The 16,740-nt window shown below is 55.9% G+C and carries 14 protein-coding genes; 13 read left to right on the top strand and 1 reads right to left on the bottom strand.

Translation table 11 applies throughout. From position 1 onward, the window contains the following. The first annotated feature begins 50 nt into the window (after positions 1–50). The 12 genes from ACFQ14_RS07600 to ACFQ14_RS07545 all read left to right on the top strand — a co-directional run bounded on the left by ACFQ14_RS07600 (position 51) and on the right by ACFQ14_RS07545 (position 14,414). Complete coding sequence (locus tag ACFQ14_RS07600; RefSeq protein ID WP_377212128.1) at positions 51–704, top strand: DUF1007 family protein; 654 nt, start codon at positions 51–53, stop codon at positions 702–704. Next, a complete protein-coding gene (locus tag ACFQ14_RS07595; protein ID WP_377212127.1) occupies positions 695–1,711 on the top strand; it encodes a nickel/cobalt transporter in 1,017 nt (338 codons plus the stop codon). Before ACFQ14_RS07600 ends, ACFQ14_RS07595 begins: the two co-directional genes overlap by 10 nt. A gap of 252 nt (positions 1,712–1,963) precedes the next feature. After that, the gene (locus ACFQ14_RS07590; RefSeq protein ID WP_377212126.1) at positions 1,964–2,884 is read left to right on the top strand and encodes a D-alanine--D-alanine ligase; all 921 of its coding nucleotides are present in this window, start codon (positions 1,964–1,966) and stop codon (positions 2,882–2,884) included. Then, complete coding sequence (locus tag ACFQ14_RS07585) at positions 2,872–3,816, top strand: cell division protein FtsQ/DivIB (protein WP_377212125.1); 945 nt, start codon at positions 2,872–2,874, stop codon at positions 3,814–3,816. The genes ACFQ14_RS07590 and ACFQ14_RS07585 overlap by 13 nt, the downstream gene beginning before the upstream one ends. Next, complete coding sequence (gene ftsA, locus ACFQ14_RS07580; RefSeq protein ID WP_377212124.1) at positions 3,813–5,138, top strand: cell division protein FtsA; 1,326 nt, start codon at positions 3,813–3,815, stop codon at positions 5,136–5,138. Before ACFQ14_RS07585 ends, ftsA begins: the two co-directional genes overlap by 4 nt. Positions 5,139–5,273: 135 nt before the next feature. After that, entirely contained in the window at positions 5,274–6,950 is a 1,677-nt protein-coding gene (gene ftsZ, locus ACFQ14_RS07575) for a cell division protein FtsZ (RefSeq protein WP_377212123.1), read from the top strand. Between the two features lie 419 nt (positions 6,951–7,369). Continuing rightward, complete coding sequence (gene lpxC / locus ACFQ14_RS07570) at positions 7,370–8,338, top strand: UDP-3-O-acyl-N-acetylglucosamine deacetylase (RefSeq protein ID WP_377212122.1); 969 nt, start codon at positions 7,370–7,372, stop codon at positions 8,336–8,338. A gap of 149 nt (positions 8,339–8,487) precedes the next feature. After that, positions 8,488–9,357, top strand: coding sequence for an outer membrane protein assembly factor BamD (locus ACFQ14_RS07565; RefSeq protein WP_377212121.1), 870 nt, complete (start codon positions 8,488–8,490; stop codon positions 9,355–9,357). 143 nt (positions 9,358–9,500) lie between these two features. After that, entirely contained in the window at positions 9,501–11,183 is a 1,683-nt protein-coding gene (gene recN / locus ACFQ14_RS07560; RefSeq protein WP_377212120.1) for a DNA repair protein RecN, read from the top strand. A gap of 44 nt (positions 11,184–11,227) precedes the next feature. Next, complete coding sequence (gene ligA / locus ACFQ14_RS07555; protein WP_377212119.1) at positions 11,228–13,381, top strand: NAD-dependent DNA ligase LigA; 2,154 nt, start codon at positions 11,228–11,230, stop codon at positions 13,379–13,381. Further along, positions 13,378–14,121, top strand: coding sequence for an AzlC family ABC transporter permease (locus ACFQ14_RS07550; protein WP_377212118.1), 744 nt, complete (start codon positions 13,378–13,380; stop codon positions 14,119–14,121). The genes ligA and ACFQ14_RS07550 overlap by 4 nt, the downstream gene beginning before the upstream one ends. After that, on the top strand, positions 14,118–14,414 hold the full coding sequence (locus ACFQ14_RS07545; protein WP_377212117.1) for an AzlD family protein: 297 nt from the start codon (positions 14,118–14,120) through the stop codon (positions 14,412–14,414). The genes ACFQ14_RS07550 and ACFQ14_RS07545 overlap by 4 nt, the downstream gene beginning before the upstream one ends. A gap of 6 nt (positions 14,415–14,420) precedes the next feature. On the opposite strand, the gene ACFQ14_RS07540 is transcribed toward ACFQ14_RS07545, so the two are convergent. After that, entirely contained in the window at positions 14,421–16,277 is a 1,857-nt protein-coding gene (locus ACFQ14_RS07540) for an aminopeptidase P family protein (RefSeq protein ID WP_377212116.1), read from the bottom strand. Positions 16,278–16,539: 262 nt separating this feature from the next. Here ACFQ14_RS07540 and ACFQ14_RS07535 point away from each other — a divergent pair, with 262 nt between their 5' ends. Beyond that, the gene (locus tag ACFQ14_RS07535) at positions 16,540–16,704 is read left to right on the top strand and encodes a hypothetical protein (protein WP_377212115.1); all 165 of its coding nucleotides are present in this window, start codon (positions 16,540–16,542) and stop codon (positions 16,702–16,704) included. Positions 16,705–16,740 lie beyond the last annotated feature (36 nt).

Here is a 16,740-nt window from a genome sequence, read left to right as displayed (position 1 = left end):
AGTTGCGGTTTCACAAACCGATTTCCCATCCCGCTGTCGCGAGACCGTCGATGACACTGCGAAATGCCACCGTCCTGTTTGCAAGCCTATGGCTGTGTCTCGCTGCAACATTCTCTGCGCGCGCACACCCCCATGAATTCGTCGAGATGAAGATCGGTATAGTCTTCGACAAAGCGGGCAAGGCTGCCGCTATGCGTTACTGGTGGCGGTTTGACGAATTTTTCTCGGCATTCGCTCTCGAAACTGCCCCGACCGGCGCTGACGGGCAACCGACACAGGCGGGCATTGATGCTGTGTTGGTGGAGATTTTGGGCAACATTCACGGCAATGCATATTTCACCCGGTTTGACGAAAATGCAGGCCCCGTTCCGCCGATGGCGAAGGCTAATGCAGGCGACGCTGTGTTTGAGAATCGGCAATTGACTGTGAGTTTTACGGTTCCGTTCAAAGAGCCTTTCGCGCTTGCGGGGAAAAAGTTTGCCTATGCGATCTATGATAAAGATTTTTATATCGCCATGAACCATTCAACAGATGCCGACGCGATTGAAATGGTGGGTGCGCCCAAAGGCTGTGAGGCGAAGATCGATGCGGCTGATCCGTCTGAGGATATTGCCAGCTTTGCAGCCTCCTTGGGCCGTGACGAATCCGCCGAGGGTGATCTGGGCATCCATTTTGCTGAGTGGGTGACCGTTTCATGTCCCTGATAGGTTCGCGATTTTTCGCCGTATCGTTAGCTTTGCTGCCAGCGGTGCTTCTGGTGGCATTCTTTTCCTATGGACCCGGCGAAGCGCTGTACCGCGATCTGCTGGTTTATGTGTTCGAGCAGCAGCGCAATTTCCACGATGCGATGAAGAACTCGTTGTCGACAATGGCCGACGGGGCAGGGCTGTCTGCTGGCGCGTCGCTGGTGATTGGGTCGTTTCTTTACGGCGTGTTCCATGCCGCTGGGCCAGGGCATGGCAAGGTGATTTTGTCGACCTATTTGCTCACCCAGCCGGAAAACGTGCGGCGCTCTCTGGGTTTGGCTTTTGCGTCAGCTCTGATGCAGGGCTTCGTCGCGATCTTTCTCGTTTATGGCCTGTTCTGGCTGTTTGACATGGTGCCGAAGCAGTCGCGCGAAGCGGTGATTTGGAGCGAGCGGCTTTCCTACGGTTTGGTTATCGCAATCGGCGGCTGGCTGCTGTGGCGCGCTGTGCGGGGTTTCTTGTCGCTGCGCAAAGCTGATGCTCACCACCATCATGATCATGCTCACGATCATCATGGACACCACCATCACGATCATTCTCATGGGCACAATCATGGCGCTGGCGAGGTTTGCTCTACCTGCGGTCATAGCCATGTCCCGACTCAAGAGGATGTTGCGCAGGCGCGGGATATCAAATCCTGGCTTGGCGTCATCTTTTCGATTGGCTTACGGCCTTGTAGTGGCGCTGTTTTGGTGTTGGTTTTTGCTCGCTTTGTGGATTTGGAAATCGCAGGCGTGTTTGCTGTGTTGGCGATTAGCCTTGGTACGGCGATCACAGTGGGTATGGTTGCCTTTGTCGCGGTGCGGATGCGGACGTTTGCTCTGGGGCTATCGTCAGGTGCAGGCGACGGCATGGCATGGGCTGCGCACACATTTGCGGCGCTCGGCGGCGTGTTTTTTCTGTTCATGGGCTACGGCCTTCTGGCGGCATCCTTTGCGCCCGTGTCGCGCGGTATGGGCCTCTAATTGCCGCTTGCGCACATGATTCGCGCTGTTTGGCACTAACAAGAGCGCTGAAGGCTGCATTTGCGAGAATCCGCTTGAAGAAAAGTAAACGCAGTCGCGCGACCAAAAAATTGAATCTTTTGAATCTGTTGTGCGTGACTGTTTTCGTGGTGATTCAAAGCCAACACATCAAAGCCGTGCAAGCAGCCTTGCCTCGGTGTCTTAGCCGTGATTCCTCTGCATCACTTAGAGTGTCATGCGAGGGGTAATTTCATGACGCATGTGGCCGTGCTCATGGGAGGGTGGTCGTCGGAGAGGCCTGTGTCTCTCTCATCTGGCGAAGCCTGCGCTGCGGCGCTGGAGGATGTTGGCTATCGCGTCACCCGCGTTGACGTGGAGCGCGATGTTTCCGCTGTTCTTCAAGCGCTGAAGCCGGACGTGGCGTTCAACGCGTTGCACGGACCTTTCGGGGAAGATGGAACGATACAGGGTGTGCTCGAATATCTCGACATTCCCTACACCCATTCCGGTGTGATGGCGTCGGCTTTGGCAATGGATAAAGAGCGCGCCAAAACAGTCGTTCGACGCTCTGGCGTGCCGGTGGCTGAGGCCAAGGTTATGGATCGTTTAGAGGCTGCGAAAAAGCATCCGATGAACCCGCCCTACGTGGTGAAACCCGTTAATGAAGGATCGAGTTTCGGTGTGTTGATTGTGAAGGAAGACCAGTCGACGCCGCCGCAGGAATTGTACTCCTCGGACTGGCCATATGGCGACACGGTGATGGTCGAGCGATTCATTCCAGGGCGCGAATTGACCTGTGCTGTGATGGGTGATGTGGCGCTTGGGGTCACTGAAATCGTCGCCAGCGACGGCGGCTGGTACGATTATGAGGCTAAATACGCCGAAGGGGGCTCTAAACACATCCTTCCGGCCGATCTTTTACCAAATATTTACCAAAAGATTCAGACACTGTCGCTCAAAGCACATCAGGCTATCGGCTGTCGTGGAGTTTCGCGTTCCGACTTCCGGCTCGATGATCGTGTGAACGGGACGGGCGAATTGATTTGGCTGGAAGTGAACACCCAGCCTGGCATGACACCCACATCTTTGATGCCGGAACTGGCCCAACATGCGGGCCACGATTTCGGTCAGTTGCTCAAGTGGATGGTGGAGGACGCAAGTTGTCGTCGTTAAACGGCAGATATGGCGGGGCCGATGGCTCCTTGGCCGGCGCGGGTTCGCTCGCGGCTGAGGGCCATGCTGTATCGCGCTTTTACAGCATTGTTCGCCGTCGGTTCGTTCGCAACATCGAAACCGCCAAGCCGATGCGCAGTGGCGTGGGTAGCCTGCTTGCGGTTGGTTTCATTGTTTGCGGTTTGGTTTTGGGTGCGTTCACGGGCGGGCACGGTCCGGCGCTTATGGCCGGCATTGCCGGAAGCGTTGGTCTGCAGGCCAGTGATATCATCATCAGCGGTCAGATAGAGACGCGCGAGCAGGATGTCGTCGAGGTTCTGGGTCTATCGGAAACACGTTCGCTTGTTGGCTTTGACGCTAAAGCGGCTCGGGAGCGCATTGCGGCGCTGCCCTGGGTCGATGAAGTCACAGTGCGCAAGCTGTATCCTGGAAAATTGGTGGTCGAAATGCGCGAAAAGCGCGCTTTTGCCGTTTGGCAAAAGGACGAGCATCTCTCGGTGGTTGAGCAAAGCGGCGAGTTGATTTCGCGCTTTGGCATTTCTGATCTGTTGAACAACCGCTTTTCTCATTTGCCTCATTTGATCGGGGAAGGGGCCGCCGAAACGGCGGGCGAGATTTTGCCCTTGGCGGCGGATTACCCGGAAATCGCAAATCGGGTTCTCTCCTATTCCCGTGTCGGCAACCGCCGCTGGAACGTCAATCTCGATGGCGGACTTGTTGTGAAGTTGCCGGAGAAAAACTTGGGCGATGCGTTGAAATTTCTGGCTTCGCTTCAGCAAGAGCGCCGCGTTCTGGATCGTCAGGTCGCGACGGTTGATTTGCGCGTGAACGGGCGGATCGCATTGCAGCTTTTGCCGGAGGCTGCCGAAGAGCGGGCGAAATATGTGGTGGATCGCGCGAAGGCAATGAAAAAGGCGGAGCGCAACCTGTGAGTATCTTTGGTGCATCTTCCCCGCATTGGCGTTCGGGTCTTCTGGCCCACGGGCGGCCAACCGATATTGCGGTTCTTGACATCGGCTCATCAAAGCTCTGCTGCTTGATCGGTCGGCTAACGCCGCGCGAAGTTTCGTCCGTGCTGCCGGGTCGTTCGCACACGATAGAGGTTTCCGGTCTTGGTTATCAGCGCAGTCAGGGTTTCAAATCTGGCACGGTGGTCGACATGGAGGCGGCTGAACAGTCTATTCGCCGCGCAGTTAGTCGTGCCGAGGAATCTGCCGGTGTCAGCGTGGACTCCCTTATTATCAGTGTCTCGGCGGGACGTCTGACCAGTCAAACATATTCTGGTGAGATTTCGCTGGGCGGGCGCGAAGTTTCGGCCCGCGATATTAATGCCGTTCTCGCAAGCGGTTGCGCTGATGCCTATAACGAACGCCGTGCTGTGCTGCACGCTTTGCCAATTGGCTTTCGTTTGGATGCGACCGAGGCGATTGAAGATCCAATGACCATGGTGGGTGACCAGCTTGGCGTGGATATGAACATCGTCGACGTTGACCATGCCGCGATGCGCAATCTGGAAATGTGTATCAACCGTGCTCACCTGAGTGTCGATGCGATGGTGGCCACGCCTTACGCAAGTGGTCTCGCTGCATTGGTTGACGATGAAGCGCGCATGGGTGCGGCGTGTGTCGATATGGGTGCTGGCACGACAACGCTTTCGGTTTTTGTGAACGGTAAGATGATTGCCTGCGATGCGATCGCGGTTGGTGGCAACCACGTGACTATGGATATCGCACGTTGTCTCTCAATCAGGGTAGATGACGCTGAACGGTTGAAAGTCCGTCACGGCACGGCAATTGCGACCCAGATGGATGAACGCGAATTGCTGTCTGTTGCTTCCATCGAAGAGGGCGGCAATCAGCCTATCCAGATCTCTGTCGGTCAACTTTCACAAATCATTCGCCCGCGGGTTGAAGAGACGTTCGAAATGCTGCGCGACCGCATTAATTCTGCCGGTCTTGCTTCCAGCTTTGGCCGTCGCATGGTGCTGACGGGCGGCGCGAGCCAGCTTCGCGGCGCAAACGATATAGCCGCACAAATTCTCGGAGTGAGTGTGCGCCTTGGTCGCCCGATGGGCGTGAGCGGTTTGCCGGAGAAAGCCCGTGGCGCTGCGTTTTCAGCCGCTGCTGGCCTGATGATCTATCCGCAAATTGCTACCCATGAATTCGTTGCCACCAAACCGCGCGCACGCCGTGCATCAGGTGAACCGAACCATGCCTTCGCCCGCGTTGGGCGCTGGCTGCGCGAGAGTTTTTAACCGTGGAACGCTGTTCCGCATACGCAATCGTGAGCGAACCGATCCTGCGGGGCGTGCTCACCAACTAATGGCCCGGCCCGTGCCGGCTTAACCCGAGCCGTCAGGCCACAACGATCTAAAGCGAGGATCAAACCCATGACCATCAATCTCCACAAGCCGGACATCACAGAGCTGAAACCGCGCATCACCGTTTTCGGTGTTGGCGGCGGGGGCGGTAATGCCGTCAACAACATGATCACCTCCGGCCTTGATGGCGTGGATTTCGTGGTTGCCAACACCGACGCGCAAGCGCTCACGATGTCCAAGTCCGAGCGCCTCATTCAGATGGGCGTTGCAGTGACCGAAGGTCTGGGCGCTGGTTCGCAACCCGAAGTGGGCGCGGCTGCTGCCGAAGAGTGCATTGACGAAATCCGCGATCACCTTTCTGGCACGCACATGGCATTTGTAACTGCTGGCATGGGTGGTGGCACGGGAACGGGCGCTGCGCCCGTGGTTGCGCGCGCTGCACGCGAAGCTGGCATTTTGACAGTTGGTGTTGTCACCAAGCCGTTTAGCTTTGAGGGCAAGCGCCGTCTTGAACTGGCTGAAAACGGCATTGCCGAACTTCAAAAGCATGTCGACACGTTAATCGTTATTCCCAACCAAAACCTTTTCCGCATAGCCAATGAAAAAACCACCTTTGCCGACGCTTTTGCGATGGCTGACCAAGTGTTGTATTCGGGCGTGGCTTGCATCACCGATCTGATGGTCAAAGAAGGCCTTATCAACTTGGACTTCGCAGACGTGCGTTCCGTTATGCGCGACATGGGCCGCGCGATGATGGGCACGGGCGAGTCTTCTGGCGAAGGCCGTGCGATCAACGCCGCTGAGGCTGCGATCTCTAATCCGCTGCTGGACGAAACGTCCATGTCCGGCGCTTCTGGTCTGTTGATCTCAATCACAGGTGGACGCGACATGACACTGTTCGAAGTCGACGAAGCGGCTACCCGTATTCGGGAGGAAGTCGATCCGGATGCGAACATCATTTTGGGCGCTACGTTTGACGAAGATCTTGAAGGCATCATTCGTGTTTCGGTTGTCGCTACGGGTATTGATGGTGCTTTGGGTCAAGGCGCGCAGCCTAGCCAGCAGCGCTTCAACGAAGCGGCCGAACGGTTGCGCCAGTCCGCTGCTGCCCGCACTGCCGCTTTGACACCTCCTGCTGCTGCTGCAGCTGCCGAGATTGCTGAAACCAGCGCTGCGGTCGAGCAAGCTGAAGAAGAGCTAGCAATTGCTGAGCCATCTCATGCAGTTCCTTTCCAGCCGGAGTCGGCTGACTTCGCTGATCCAATTTCCGATGCGGACTTCCAATCCGCTCTGGAAATTGAAATCGGCACCGAAGCAAGTGATCCTTCGCCAGCTGACATTGCAGCGAGTGCTGCGCCGACAAGCCCTGCGCCCGTTGCGGCTTCCAACATCCCCGATCCTTCCCAGTTTTCCCCGATGGCGCAGCAGCAGATGGCGGCTTCCGCCAAGCCCGCGCCTGCACCAGAGGAAAGCAATGGACCAATGGGACTTTTTAAGCGCCTCGCCAATGGATTGGGCACATCGCACAATGCTGAACGCGCCCAGCCTGCGGCAGTTGCGCCGAAGCCGGAAGCGCCTGCCGTTCCTGCACCTCAGCCTGCCGTTGAGCGTGCGCCAGTGAGCGCTTATGCGCCGCCACGCGATGGTGCGCTTGATGTTCATGGTCGTCCGGCAACAGCCGCACGCCCTGCTACGGATGAAGATCAGTTGGATATTCCGGCTTTTCTGCGCCGTCAGGCCAACTAAGCGGTGCCAGCTTGTTACAGTGCTGACATATCATGTGAATGCGGCGGGCGTATTGCGTCCTTCGCCGGGCCGTAATGCTAAAGTTTGATTAAGATTCTAGCGATACGCTTTAAGCAGGGGGCTGGTCATGACTGAAGTTGTGACCGGCCCTGTTTGTAAGGGACTACCAAAGAGACTGTTTACCACTCTTCTGTGGAAAATTTAAGCGTTAACAGTCTGTTAAGGTGGTTACATGGCGTAACAAAGCGTTATTTGGTTTGGAACTGACGGTTAGGTAAGAGTTCATCGTCGCTGGGGAAGGTGAGTCGTGACAACTGTTTCGGGCTTTGCGGGAAACCGCTCAAGGGGAAGCCCCGTCACTGTTCATAGTCCCAATGACGCGAAATTAAACCGCATTTGTATCGCGGACTGGGGTAAATATGGCATCGACTAAAAGCGCTGCTTCTGGCAGCAAGCAAAACACGCTAGCCGCACGAATTGATTTGTCCGGCGTCGGTGTTCACTCCGGTAAGCCGGTATCCATCGCTTTGCTCCCGGCAGACGCCGACACGGGCATCGTTTTCAACCGCACAGACGTTCCACAAGACCAGCAATGTGACATTCCAGCGGTTGCCTCCAGCGTGGGCGCTACGGCGCTCTGCACTGTTATCGGTGATCCAGCCGGTGTGCATGTGATGACGATTGAGCACCTTATGGCCGCTCTCGTAGCTCTGCACATTGATAACGTTATTATCGAAGTGGATAGCGCTGAAATTCCGGTTATGGATGGCTCTTCCGAGGTTTTTGTTGACGCTATTGATAACGTTGGACTGGTTCACCAGAACCGCCCGCGCCGCTATCTGCGCGTTTTGAAAGAGGTTCGCTTTGATATGGGCGGTTCCTGGGGCGCTTTTTCTCCCTGCGATACAACCCGTTATGAAGTCGAGATTGATTTTGATGACGAAGTCATTGGAAAGCAGAAATTTGCAAGTGATCTGACACCGGACGTTTTCCGTCGCGAGCTTTCGCGTGCGCGCACCTTCGGCTTTATGAAAGACGTTGAACGGCTCTGGGCTGCTGGCTTTGCGCTGGGTTCCAGTTTGGAAAATTCCGTCGTGATTGGCGACGACAACACGATCATCAACACAGAGGGCCTGCGTTATCGAGATGAATTCGTTCGTCACAAAACGCTTGATGCTGTGGGTGATTTGGCTTTGGCCGGAGCGCAGATAATCGGTTGTTTCCGCTCTTATCGCGGCGGCCACAAGGTCAATGCGCTGGCGCTTCAGGCGCTTTTGTCAGACCATAGTGCCTATGAATGGGTGAGCGCCGAAGGCGTTGGTAGCTATTCTGAACGCAGCGAAATGATCCGTGTAAGCGCACCAACATTTGCAGCCGACAAGAGCTAAGCCACGTCAATCGGTTTTCTGCCTTAACGCTGCCGCAAATTTAGCGTTTTTCGCCTGCAGAGGCGTATGCAAATTGTCGTAAGTGCTGATATAAGGCGCATGCGAGGCGCTCTAAGCAGCTTTCACGATACGGTGTTAGGAAACACAAGATGGCGGATAAGACTTTGATCGGGAAACATACGTTCGCGACGCGTTACCCTCTTGGTAAAGCCGCTCTTGGCGCTGTGTGTGCAGCGCTCATTGTTTCCGGTTGTTCAAAGGAAACTGATACGAACGCTTTTCTTGATCCAACTGTTCCTGCTGACCAAACATACAACGAAGCTCTTGCAAACATTGACGCTGGTGATCTGACCGAGGCGCGCAAGAAGTTTCAAAAGGTGGATCGTCAGCACCCTTATTCTGACCTTGCCAAAAAATCTCTCGTGATGAATACGTTTCTTGCCTACAAGCAGGGCAATTATCCCGAGGTTATCGCGAGCGGCAAACGCTTTGCTTCGCTGTACCCGTCCGACGAAGAAGCGCCCTATGCGCTCTATCTGGTTGGCATGAGCCATTTTCGCCAGCTTTCCGACGTGACCCGCGATCAGAAATCTGCGCGTGAGACGTATCGTGCAATGAATGAAGTGGTGACGCGCTATCCCGACAGCGAATATGTGGAAGACGCCAAGCGCAAAATGCGTATTGCGAAAGACCAGCTTGCTGGCGAGGAAATGCTGGTTGGACGCTATTATCAAGAGCGCCGCGAGCATTTGGCAGCCATCAACCGCTTCCGCACGGTTGTCGAGAAATTTGAAGACACGCGCCATGTTGAAGAAGCACTCGCTCGATTGGTGGAAAGCTATTACGCGCTTGGCCTGAACAGCGAAGCGCAAACGGCAGCTGCTGTGTTGGGGCACAATTTCCCAGACAGCCAGTGGTACAAAGACAGCTATGCATTGCTGGAATCGGGTGGTCTTCGTCCCTCTGAAAACCAGGGTTCTTGGATTTCCAAGGCGGCAAAACTCATTACTGGTGCATAACGGTCCACTTCTTTCCCATTCTTAGCTCAGTTGCTCTGCGACCTTTTTGGTGTGATCTGAAAAAGAACAAACCAAAAACATCTTTGCGGTTTGTTTGAAATTGGGCTAGATAGAAGTCGAGTCAGACTTCTTCGGGCAACCCTATGCTTTCTGCGCTTTCCATCCGTGACATCGTGCTGATCCGCGCACTCGATATCGAGTTCGACGACGGCTTGGCCGTGCTTTCGGGGGAAACGGGTGCCGGTAAGTCTATTTTGCTCGATTCGCTTTCGCTTGCGCTGGGAGCGCGGGGTGATGGTGATCTTGTGCGCGTTGGCTGTCCACAGGGGCAGGTGAGCGCGATTTTTGATGTCGTCTCTGATCATGCGGTTTTCGAAATTTTAAGGGCCAACGACCTGCACGATGATGACGGTCCGGCTGATGGCATCATCCTGCGCCGTACGCAGAATGCTGATGGCCGTACTAGAGCGTACATAAATGATCGCCCCGTGTCCGTCGCAACACTTAAAGAAGTTGGCCGAGCGTTGGTAGAAATCCACGGTCAGCATGAAGAGCGGGCTATGGTGGATGCTGCCGCTCACCGTGAACTCGTGGACGCATACGGCGGGTTGCAGAAGCACGTTTTGGCTGTAGGCGAGCTGTGGCGCGATTGGCGCGTGGCGGAAAAGGAACTGCGAGACACCCAAGCGCGTGTGGAGAAAGCGGCGCGTGATGCTGATTATCTTCGCGCAAGTGTTGAAGAATTGACCCTTCTGGCTCCGCTGGAGGGCGAAGAAGAAGAGTTGGCGGGTCGTCGACAGAAGATGATGCAGGCGGAGAAAATAGCGTCAGATATTGCAGAAGCCTACGAAGTTTTGACCAGCGGTTCTTCGCCAGTCCCGACGCTCACCGGTGCTGTGCGCAAACTGGAACGTAAATCAGAAAGCGCTCCGGGCTTGCTCGACGGTGTGATTGCCGCATTCGATGCTGCGCTTGATGCGCTGGGGACGGCGGAGAACGAATTGCAACATGCGCTGCGCCTGTCGGAATTTGATCCGCAGGAGCTGGAAAATGCCGAAGAGCGCCTCTTTGCGCTTCGTGCTGCTTCGCGCAAATACAACGTTCCGGTGGAAGGTTTGGAGGCCCATGCGGCGCGTTTGGCGCAGGATCTCTCCGATCTTGATGCGGGAGAAGACCGTTTGCGCGAATTGGAACTTGCTGCGAAGGAAAAGCGTGCGGCACTGAGCGACAAAGCGCTTGATCTATCCAGCAGGCGCAAGGCTGCCGGCGAACAATTGGCGAAAAGCGTGATGGCAGAGCTTCCTGCGCTGAAGCTGGATCAGGCCCGTTTTTTCGTAGAGCAGACGCGTAACATGGATGAAATAACAGCTGAAGGCTGCGACACGCTGGAATTCTATGTCCAAACAAACCCCGGCACTCGTCCGGGGGCGATGATGAAAGTGGCGTCCGGTGGCGAGCTTTCACGTTTCCTGTTGGCGCTCAAGGTTGCTCTCGCCGATCGTGGCTCTGCACCGACTCTGGTATTCGATGAGATCGATACAGGCGTTGGCGGCGCTGTGGCCGACGCGATTGGCGCACGCTTGGCGCGTTTGGCGCAGCACGTTCAGGTGCTTTCCGTGACCCATGCACCCCAAGTGGCAGCGCGGGCGCAGGCGCATCTGTTGATCTCCAAGCGTGACGCCGAAAATGCCAGCGCTGAAGTGGAAACCAGAGTGACGCCAATCTTTGGCGATAACCGCCAAGAAGAAATCGCCCGCATGTTGGCCGGGGCGCAAGTGACGGATGAAGCCCGTGCGGCAGCGGCGCGCTTGCTGGCAGCAGGATGAGGGGCTAGAGCAGGGCACCGATTTTGTCTTGTGCGTTTTCCCCAATGAGCGACCCTGAAAAACTCTCTGAAATTGACGTTGATGCGCTGAGCGAGGAGCAGGCAGGAGCTGAACTTGAACGTCTGGCTGAAGAAATTGCTCATCATGACGCGCTTTATCACGGCAATGATGCGCCTTCGATTTCTGATGCGGACTACGATGCCCTGCGGCAGCGAAACGCTGCGATTGAAGCTCGGTTTCCGGCGCTTGTGCGTTCCAATTCTCCATCCCAACAGGTTGGCGCGGCCGCTCAAAGCAAGTTTTCCAAAATCGCGCATGAAGTGCCGATGTTGTCGCTCGATAATGCGTTCAGCGATGAGGACGTGGCCGACTTTGTTGGTCGTGTGAAGCGTTTCTTGAAGTGGCCGGAAGACAAGCCGCTTGCCTTTACTGCTGAGCCGAAGATTGACGGTTTGTCATTGGCACTGCGCTATGAGGGGGGCGTTCTGGTCCATGCGGTCACCCGTGGCGACGGGCAGGTGGGTGAGGACGTTACCTCCAATGCCAAAACGATTGCAGATATTCCGCAAAAACTGATTGGCACTGATGTACCCGATGTCGTGGAGGTGCGCGGTGAAGTCTATATGGGCAAGGCGGATTTTGCAGCGTTGAACGCTCGGATGGAGGCCGAGGGCAAGCAGACCTATGTGAACCCGCGTAACACGGCGGCGGGTTCGTTGCGGCAATTGGATTCGTCCATTACGGCCCAACGGCCTTTGCGCTTCTTCGCCTATGCCTGGGGTGCTGTCAGTGGCCTGCCGCGTAATGGGCAAAAGGCGATGGTAGACCTGTTTGCGCAGTGGGGGTTTAAGACCAATCCGCTGATGGGGCGGTTTGAGGACACGAACGGCCTGATTGAGCGCTACCGCTTGATCGAAGAGCAGCGGGCAACCCTCGATTACGATATCGACGGAGTGGTCTATAAGGTTGATGATCTGGCACTTCAGGCGCGTCTGGGTTTCGTCTCGCGCAGTCCGCGCTGGGCGATTGCACATAAATTTCCGGCCGAAATCGCAACGACCATTCTACGTGACATTGAAATTCAGGTCGGTCGCACAGGCGCGCTCTCTCCCGTTGCGCGGCTGGAGCCGGTAACAGTGGGTGGCGTGGTTGTGTCCAATGCCACGCTGCACAATGAAGATTATATCGCGGGCATTGGCTCAAACGGCGAACCCATCCGAGAAGGGCGCGATCTGCGCATTGGCGATGCGGTGACGATCTATCGTGCGGGTGACGTTATTCCGAAGGTCATGGATGTGGATGTTTCCAAGCGTCCGTCTGACAGCCAGCCTTTCGTTTTCCCAACGCTTTGTCCTGCTTGCGGGAGCGAGGCGGTGCGTGAGGTTAATGACAAGAGTGGCAAGGTTGATTCTGTGCGCCGTTGCACTGGAGGTTTGATTTGCCCTGCGCAGGCGGTGGAGGGAATTAAGCACTTCGTGTCGCGCAACGCTTTTGACATTGATGGATTTGGCGACAAGCAGGCGGAGGCGTTTTACGAGTGGGGATTGGTGAGCACGATTGCCGACATTTTCACGCTGGAGAAGCGCGATGCGCGGTCGCTTACACGACTGAAAAACCGCGATGGATTTGGCGAGACCAGTGCTGCCAATCTGTTTGCATCCATAGACGCGCGGCGCGAAGTTGATCTGCACCGCTTCGTATTTGCACTTGGCATTCGCCACATCGGTGATGGCAATGCAAAGCTGCTGGCGCGTCACTACGGTAGCATTGAGAAAATCATGCAAGTTGTTGATGAAGCGAGTGATTTTGAAAGTGAGGCTTGGCAGGAACTGGTCGATATTGACGGCATTGGTGAGACGGCCGCGCGCGCTTTGGTGCGGTTTTTCAACGAACCGCATAACCGTAAGATCACCGAAGATTTGCTGGCGGAAATCACAGTGAAAAACGCGGAAGCGGTCGCGAGCGATTCTCCTGTTGCCGGAAAAACGGTCGTCTTCACAGGCTCGTTGGAGCGCATGACCCGCGACGAGGCCAAAGCGATGGCCGAGCGGTTGGGGGCGAAGGTATCCGGCTCTGTATCGGGAAAAACCGATCTATTGGTTGCCGGGCCTGGGGCTGGCTCGAAACTAAAGAAGGCAGCCGATTTGGGTGTTGAGACGATAGACGAGGACGGCTGGTTCGATTTGGTGGGTGCGTGAGTGCGGCGGATGAAATAGGTGGTGCTGAAGCGGTCGATTTCCGCCGCGAATTTTCAGCTGCCTTGCGCGATGTGACGCCAGTGATGATCGCCGTTCTTCCCTTTGGCGCTTTGTTTGCCGCCTTGGCTGTGGGACAGGGATTGCCAAAGTGGGAGGTGGTTTTTGCCTCCGCCACCATTTTTGCAGGCGCCAGCCAATATGCCATGCTCGATTTGCTGGGCCAACAGGTGCCTTACTGGGCCATCGTTCTGACGGTGGTGGCGATCAACTTCCGGCATGTTTTGTATTCAGCCACCATCGGGCGAGCGATGGGGCGGTTTTCGACTGTGCAGAAAGCGGGTGCGTTTTTCTTTCTGATGGACCCGTTGTTTGCTGCTGCTGAAAGCAGGCGGCGCAACACGGTGCTGAACCCGTCCTACTTCTTTTCTTACGGCATCATGCTTTACGCGGCTTGGATGGTCGCTAACGGCATAGGGGCATTTTTTGGCACTTTGATTGATGACCCTGCGGCTTGGGGATTCGACATGCTGCTGCCTGTCTATTTCATCGGTCTTGTGATGGGTTTTCGGAAAGCGTTGAATTTTGTTCCGGTTCTGGCGGTTAGCGTTGCCACGTCATTGGTCATCTGGTGGACCATCGGCGCTCCCTGGAACGTCACTTTAGGCGGGCTTGCAGGGCTCCTGTGTGCGGCTGCTATGAGCAAACCGAAAGTGTCCTCGAAAGGCGAGGCAGCGCCATGAACGAACTTGTCTGGTTGTTCCTTGCCTGCGCTATCGGCACCTATCTCACCCGCGCTGGCGGGCATGTGATCTTGTCGCGTTTCGGCACGATCAACCACCGGGTTGAAGCGGCGCTTGATGCTGTTCCAACGGCGATGCTGGCGGCACTTGTAGCTCCCTATTTGGTGAGCAAGGGGCCGGTAGAAGCGCTGGGGATTGGTGTTGCGGCGTTTGTGGCAACGCGCCTGTCGCTCACCTTCACGCTGGTCGCTGGCTTGGCAACGGTGGTGGGTTTGCGGTTTTTGGTGGGATAATGCCCATCAGGCGGATGCCGGTGGCAAGTTTCGCGCCAACGGCTCGGTCGCCTGTTTCAGCCACTGGGCGACTTCTTCGCTGACCAGTGGCGTCAGTTGGCGCCGCACCCAGCCGTGATAGGCGTTGAGCCAGTGCAGTTCGTCATCGTTCATCATAGTCGGGTCAATAAGGCGGGCGTCGATGGGTGCGAGCGTCAGCGTCTCGAAACCAAGCATTGGCGTATCGCCGCCGTCGATCTCTTCCGCCTCGCGCACCAAGACCAGATTTTCGATGCGGATGCCGAAAGCGCCTGTTTTGTAAACGCCCGGTTCGTTGGAGATAATCATACCCGGAAGCAATTCCTGCATGCCGCGCTTAGATATGTTTTGCGGCCCCTCATGCACAGAGAGATAGGAACCGACGCCATGGCCTGTTCCGTGGGCGTAATCCATGCCGTGCCGCCACAGCGCGTTGCGGGCGAGAACGTCGAGGTCAACGCCGCGCGTGCCTTTTGGAAAGCGTGCAAGTGACAGATTGATGTGACCTTTGAGGACCAGAGTGAAAGCGTGGCGGGCGTCGCGCGGTGGTTGGCCGATGGCAACGGTTCGGGTGATGTCTGTTGTGCCGTCTTGGTATTGGCCACCTGAATCGACCAGATAAAGTTCGCCATCGCCAAGCGTGCGGTTGGTCGCTTCGGTCACGCGATAGTGGACGATGGCACCGTTAGGGCCGCTGCCAGAAATGGTATCGAAGGAAATGTCTTGCAGCGGTTTGTTTCCAGCCATCGCTCTGCGGGTTTTTTCCAGATATTGCGCAGCTGTTATCTCATCAACGCTGCCGGGGTTCTGATTGTCGAGCCAAGCAAGGAAGGTAGTGATGGCTACTCCATCGCGAAGGTGTGCAGTGCGTGTGCCTTCGATTTCAGCTTCGTTCTTGATGGCACGGGGCAGCCGGCATGGGTCCGGCGCACGTATGATTTCGCCGCCGGCTTCTTCAACCAGATTAAAAAAGCCATAGGGGGTCAAATTTGGATCCAGCAGCACCTTCTTGCCCTTGGCGCGTGCGGCTAATGTTGGTTTCAGTGCGACGGGGTCTGCAAGCTCTGCTGACTGCGTGAGGAAGGCTTTGCACTCAATGTCCATCTTTTCCGGCGCGATGAAGACGTGCGGATATTGTCCTTTGATGATCAAGGCATGCGCAAGAACGAGCGGCGTGTGTGCCACGTCATGACCGCGAATGTTGAACAACCACGACACAGAGGTTGCGTCGGTGAGCAGCGCCATATCCGCTCCAGCGTCTTCCAGGGCTTGCTCAATTTCCGGCATTTTCTGGTCAGTGGTTTTCCCCGCATATTGGAAATCGTGTAGATGGGCCCCAGCCATCGGCGGAGCGGGCCGGTCTTTCCAGACAGCATCGACTGGATTGGTGTCGAGCAGTCGCAATTCCCCGTCGAGAGATGCAACCGCTGCGCGCAGGCTTTTGACTTCATTCTCGGTCATCACCCAAGGGTCAATGCCGAACACGATGCCTTTGGTGCCCTGCTGTTTGAGCCATTTGTGGGGTGGGTTTCCGACGAGATCGTCGATTTCGATATGGTCTGCATCGGTTTGATCTGCAGCTTGCAGTGTGTAGCGACCATCCACGAAGAGAACGGCTTTGTCCTGCGTAACGATTGCCGCTCCCGCGGAGCCTGTGAAGCCTGTGAGCCATGCCAGCCGTTCAGCACAGGCGGGGAGGTATTCGTTGCGCTGTTCGTCCGCATGCGGGACCAGCACGGCATCTACGCCAACTTTCTTCATATGTGTTCGAAGGGAAACAAGACGTGAGTCACCACGAACAGGTGCAGCGGGTGCTGAAAAGTCTTGGAAAGCAGATTTGGTCATAGGAAATCACTGATCACTGAACTGCTGCAGTCTACCATTGTTCGCCGGAGTTTTGCGAGAGTGTGTTTGTTCGGGGGTGCGACGTTATGCACTTGGTGAATAACTCGTTACCAAGTACCATGCACAAAACGCATAGCTCGCTTGCGCCAAACCCACTAACTAACCTCGCCAATTGTATTACGTTAAGGTCAATCCGAGGCAATGATGCTGAGGGCGCTGGAGCCACCGCAAGAGTGGCCGCACAATCAGAAGGAAGAAACAAATGGGTTTCCGCAACACTTTCGACCGTATGATCGCCGCCCGTGAAAAACAGGCTCGCCGCTACGTAAACGGCGCTCTTTTGAGCCTTGATGATGAGACCCTGAAAAAAGCAGGTTACTCGCGCGACGAGATCAAAAAACGCGGTTCGGCTGTCTACCCTTTCTAAGGGCTGGATAAGACCAAACTTTCAAAAGGCGGCTCC

Source organism: Pseudahrensia aquimaris (assembly GCF_042676045.1).
In the GTDB taxonomy this organism is placed as follows: Bacteria; Pseudomonadota; Alphaproteobacteria; order Rhizobiales; family Rhizobiaceae; genus Pseudahrensia; species Pseudahrensia aquimaris.
Note: the sequence above shows the minus strand (reverse complement) of the source record. Positions and strands in the feature narration are given on the sequence as shown.

Excerpts from the sequence above, each read along its gene's own strand:
- ACFQ14_RS07595 (WP_377212127.1), top strand. The coding sequence starts at position 695 with ATGTCCCTGATAGGTTCGCGATTTTTCGCCGTATCGTTAGCTTTGCTG.
- lpxC (WP_377212122.1), top strand. The coding sequence starts at position 7,370 with ATGGCATCGACTAAAAGCGCTGCTTCTGGCAGCAAGCAAAACACGCTA.
- ftsZ (WP_377212123.1), top strand. The coding sequence starts at position 5,274 with ATGACCATCAATCTCCACAAGCCGGACATCACAGAGCTGAAACCGCGC.
- ACFQ14_RS07565 (WP_377212121.1), top strand. The coding sequence starts at position 8,488 with ATGGCGGATAAGACTTTGATCGGGAAACATACGTTCGCGACGCGTTAC.
- recN (WP_377212120.1), top strand. The coding sequence starts at position 9,501 with ATGCTTTCTGCGCTTTCCATCCGTGACATCGTGCTGATCCGCGCACTC.
- ACFQ14_RS07590 (WP_377212126.1), top strand. The coding sequence starts at position 1,964 with ATGACGCATGTGGCCGTGCTCATGGGAGGGTGGTCGTCGGAGAGGCCT.
- ACFQ14_RS07535 (WP_377212115.1), top strand. The coding sequence starts at position 16,540 with ATGGGTTTCCGCAACACTTTCGACCGTATGATCGCCGCCCGTGAAAAA.
- ACFQ14_RS07600 (WP_377212128.1), top strand. The coding sequence starts at position 51 with ATGACACTGCGAAATGCCACCGTCCTGTTTGCAAGCCTATGGCTGTGT.
- ACFQ14_RS07545 (WP_377212117.1), top strand. The coding sequence starts at position 14,118 with ATGAACGAACTTGTCTGGTTGTTCCTTGCCTGCGCTATCGGCACCTAT.
- ligA (WP_377212119.1), top strand. The coding sequence starts at position 11,228 with ATGAGCGACCCTGAAAAACTCTCTGAAATTGACGTTGATGCGCTGAGC.
- ACFQ14_RS07540 (WP_377212116.1), bottom strand. The coding sequence starts at position 16,277 with ATGACCAAATCTGCTTTCCAAGACTTTTCAGCACCCGCTGCACCTGTT.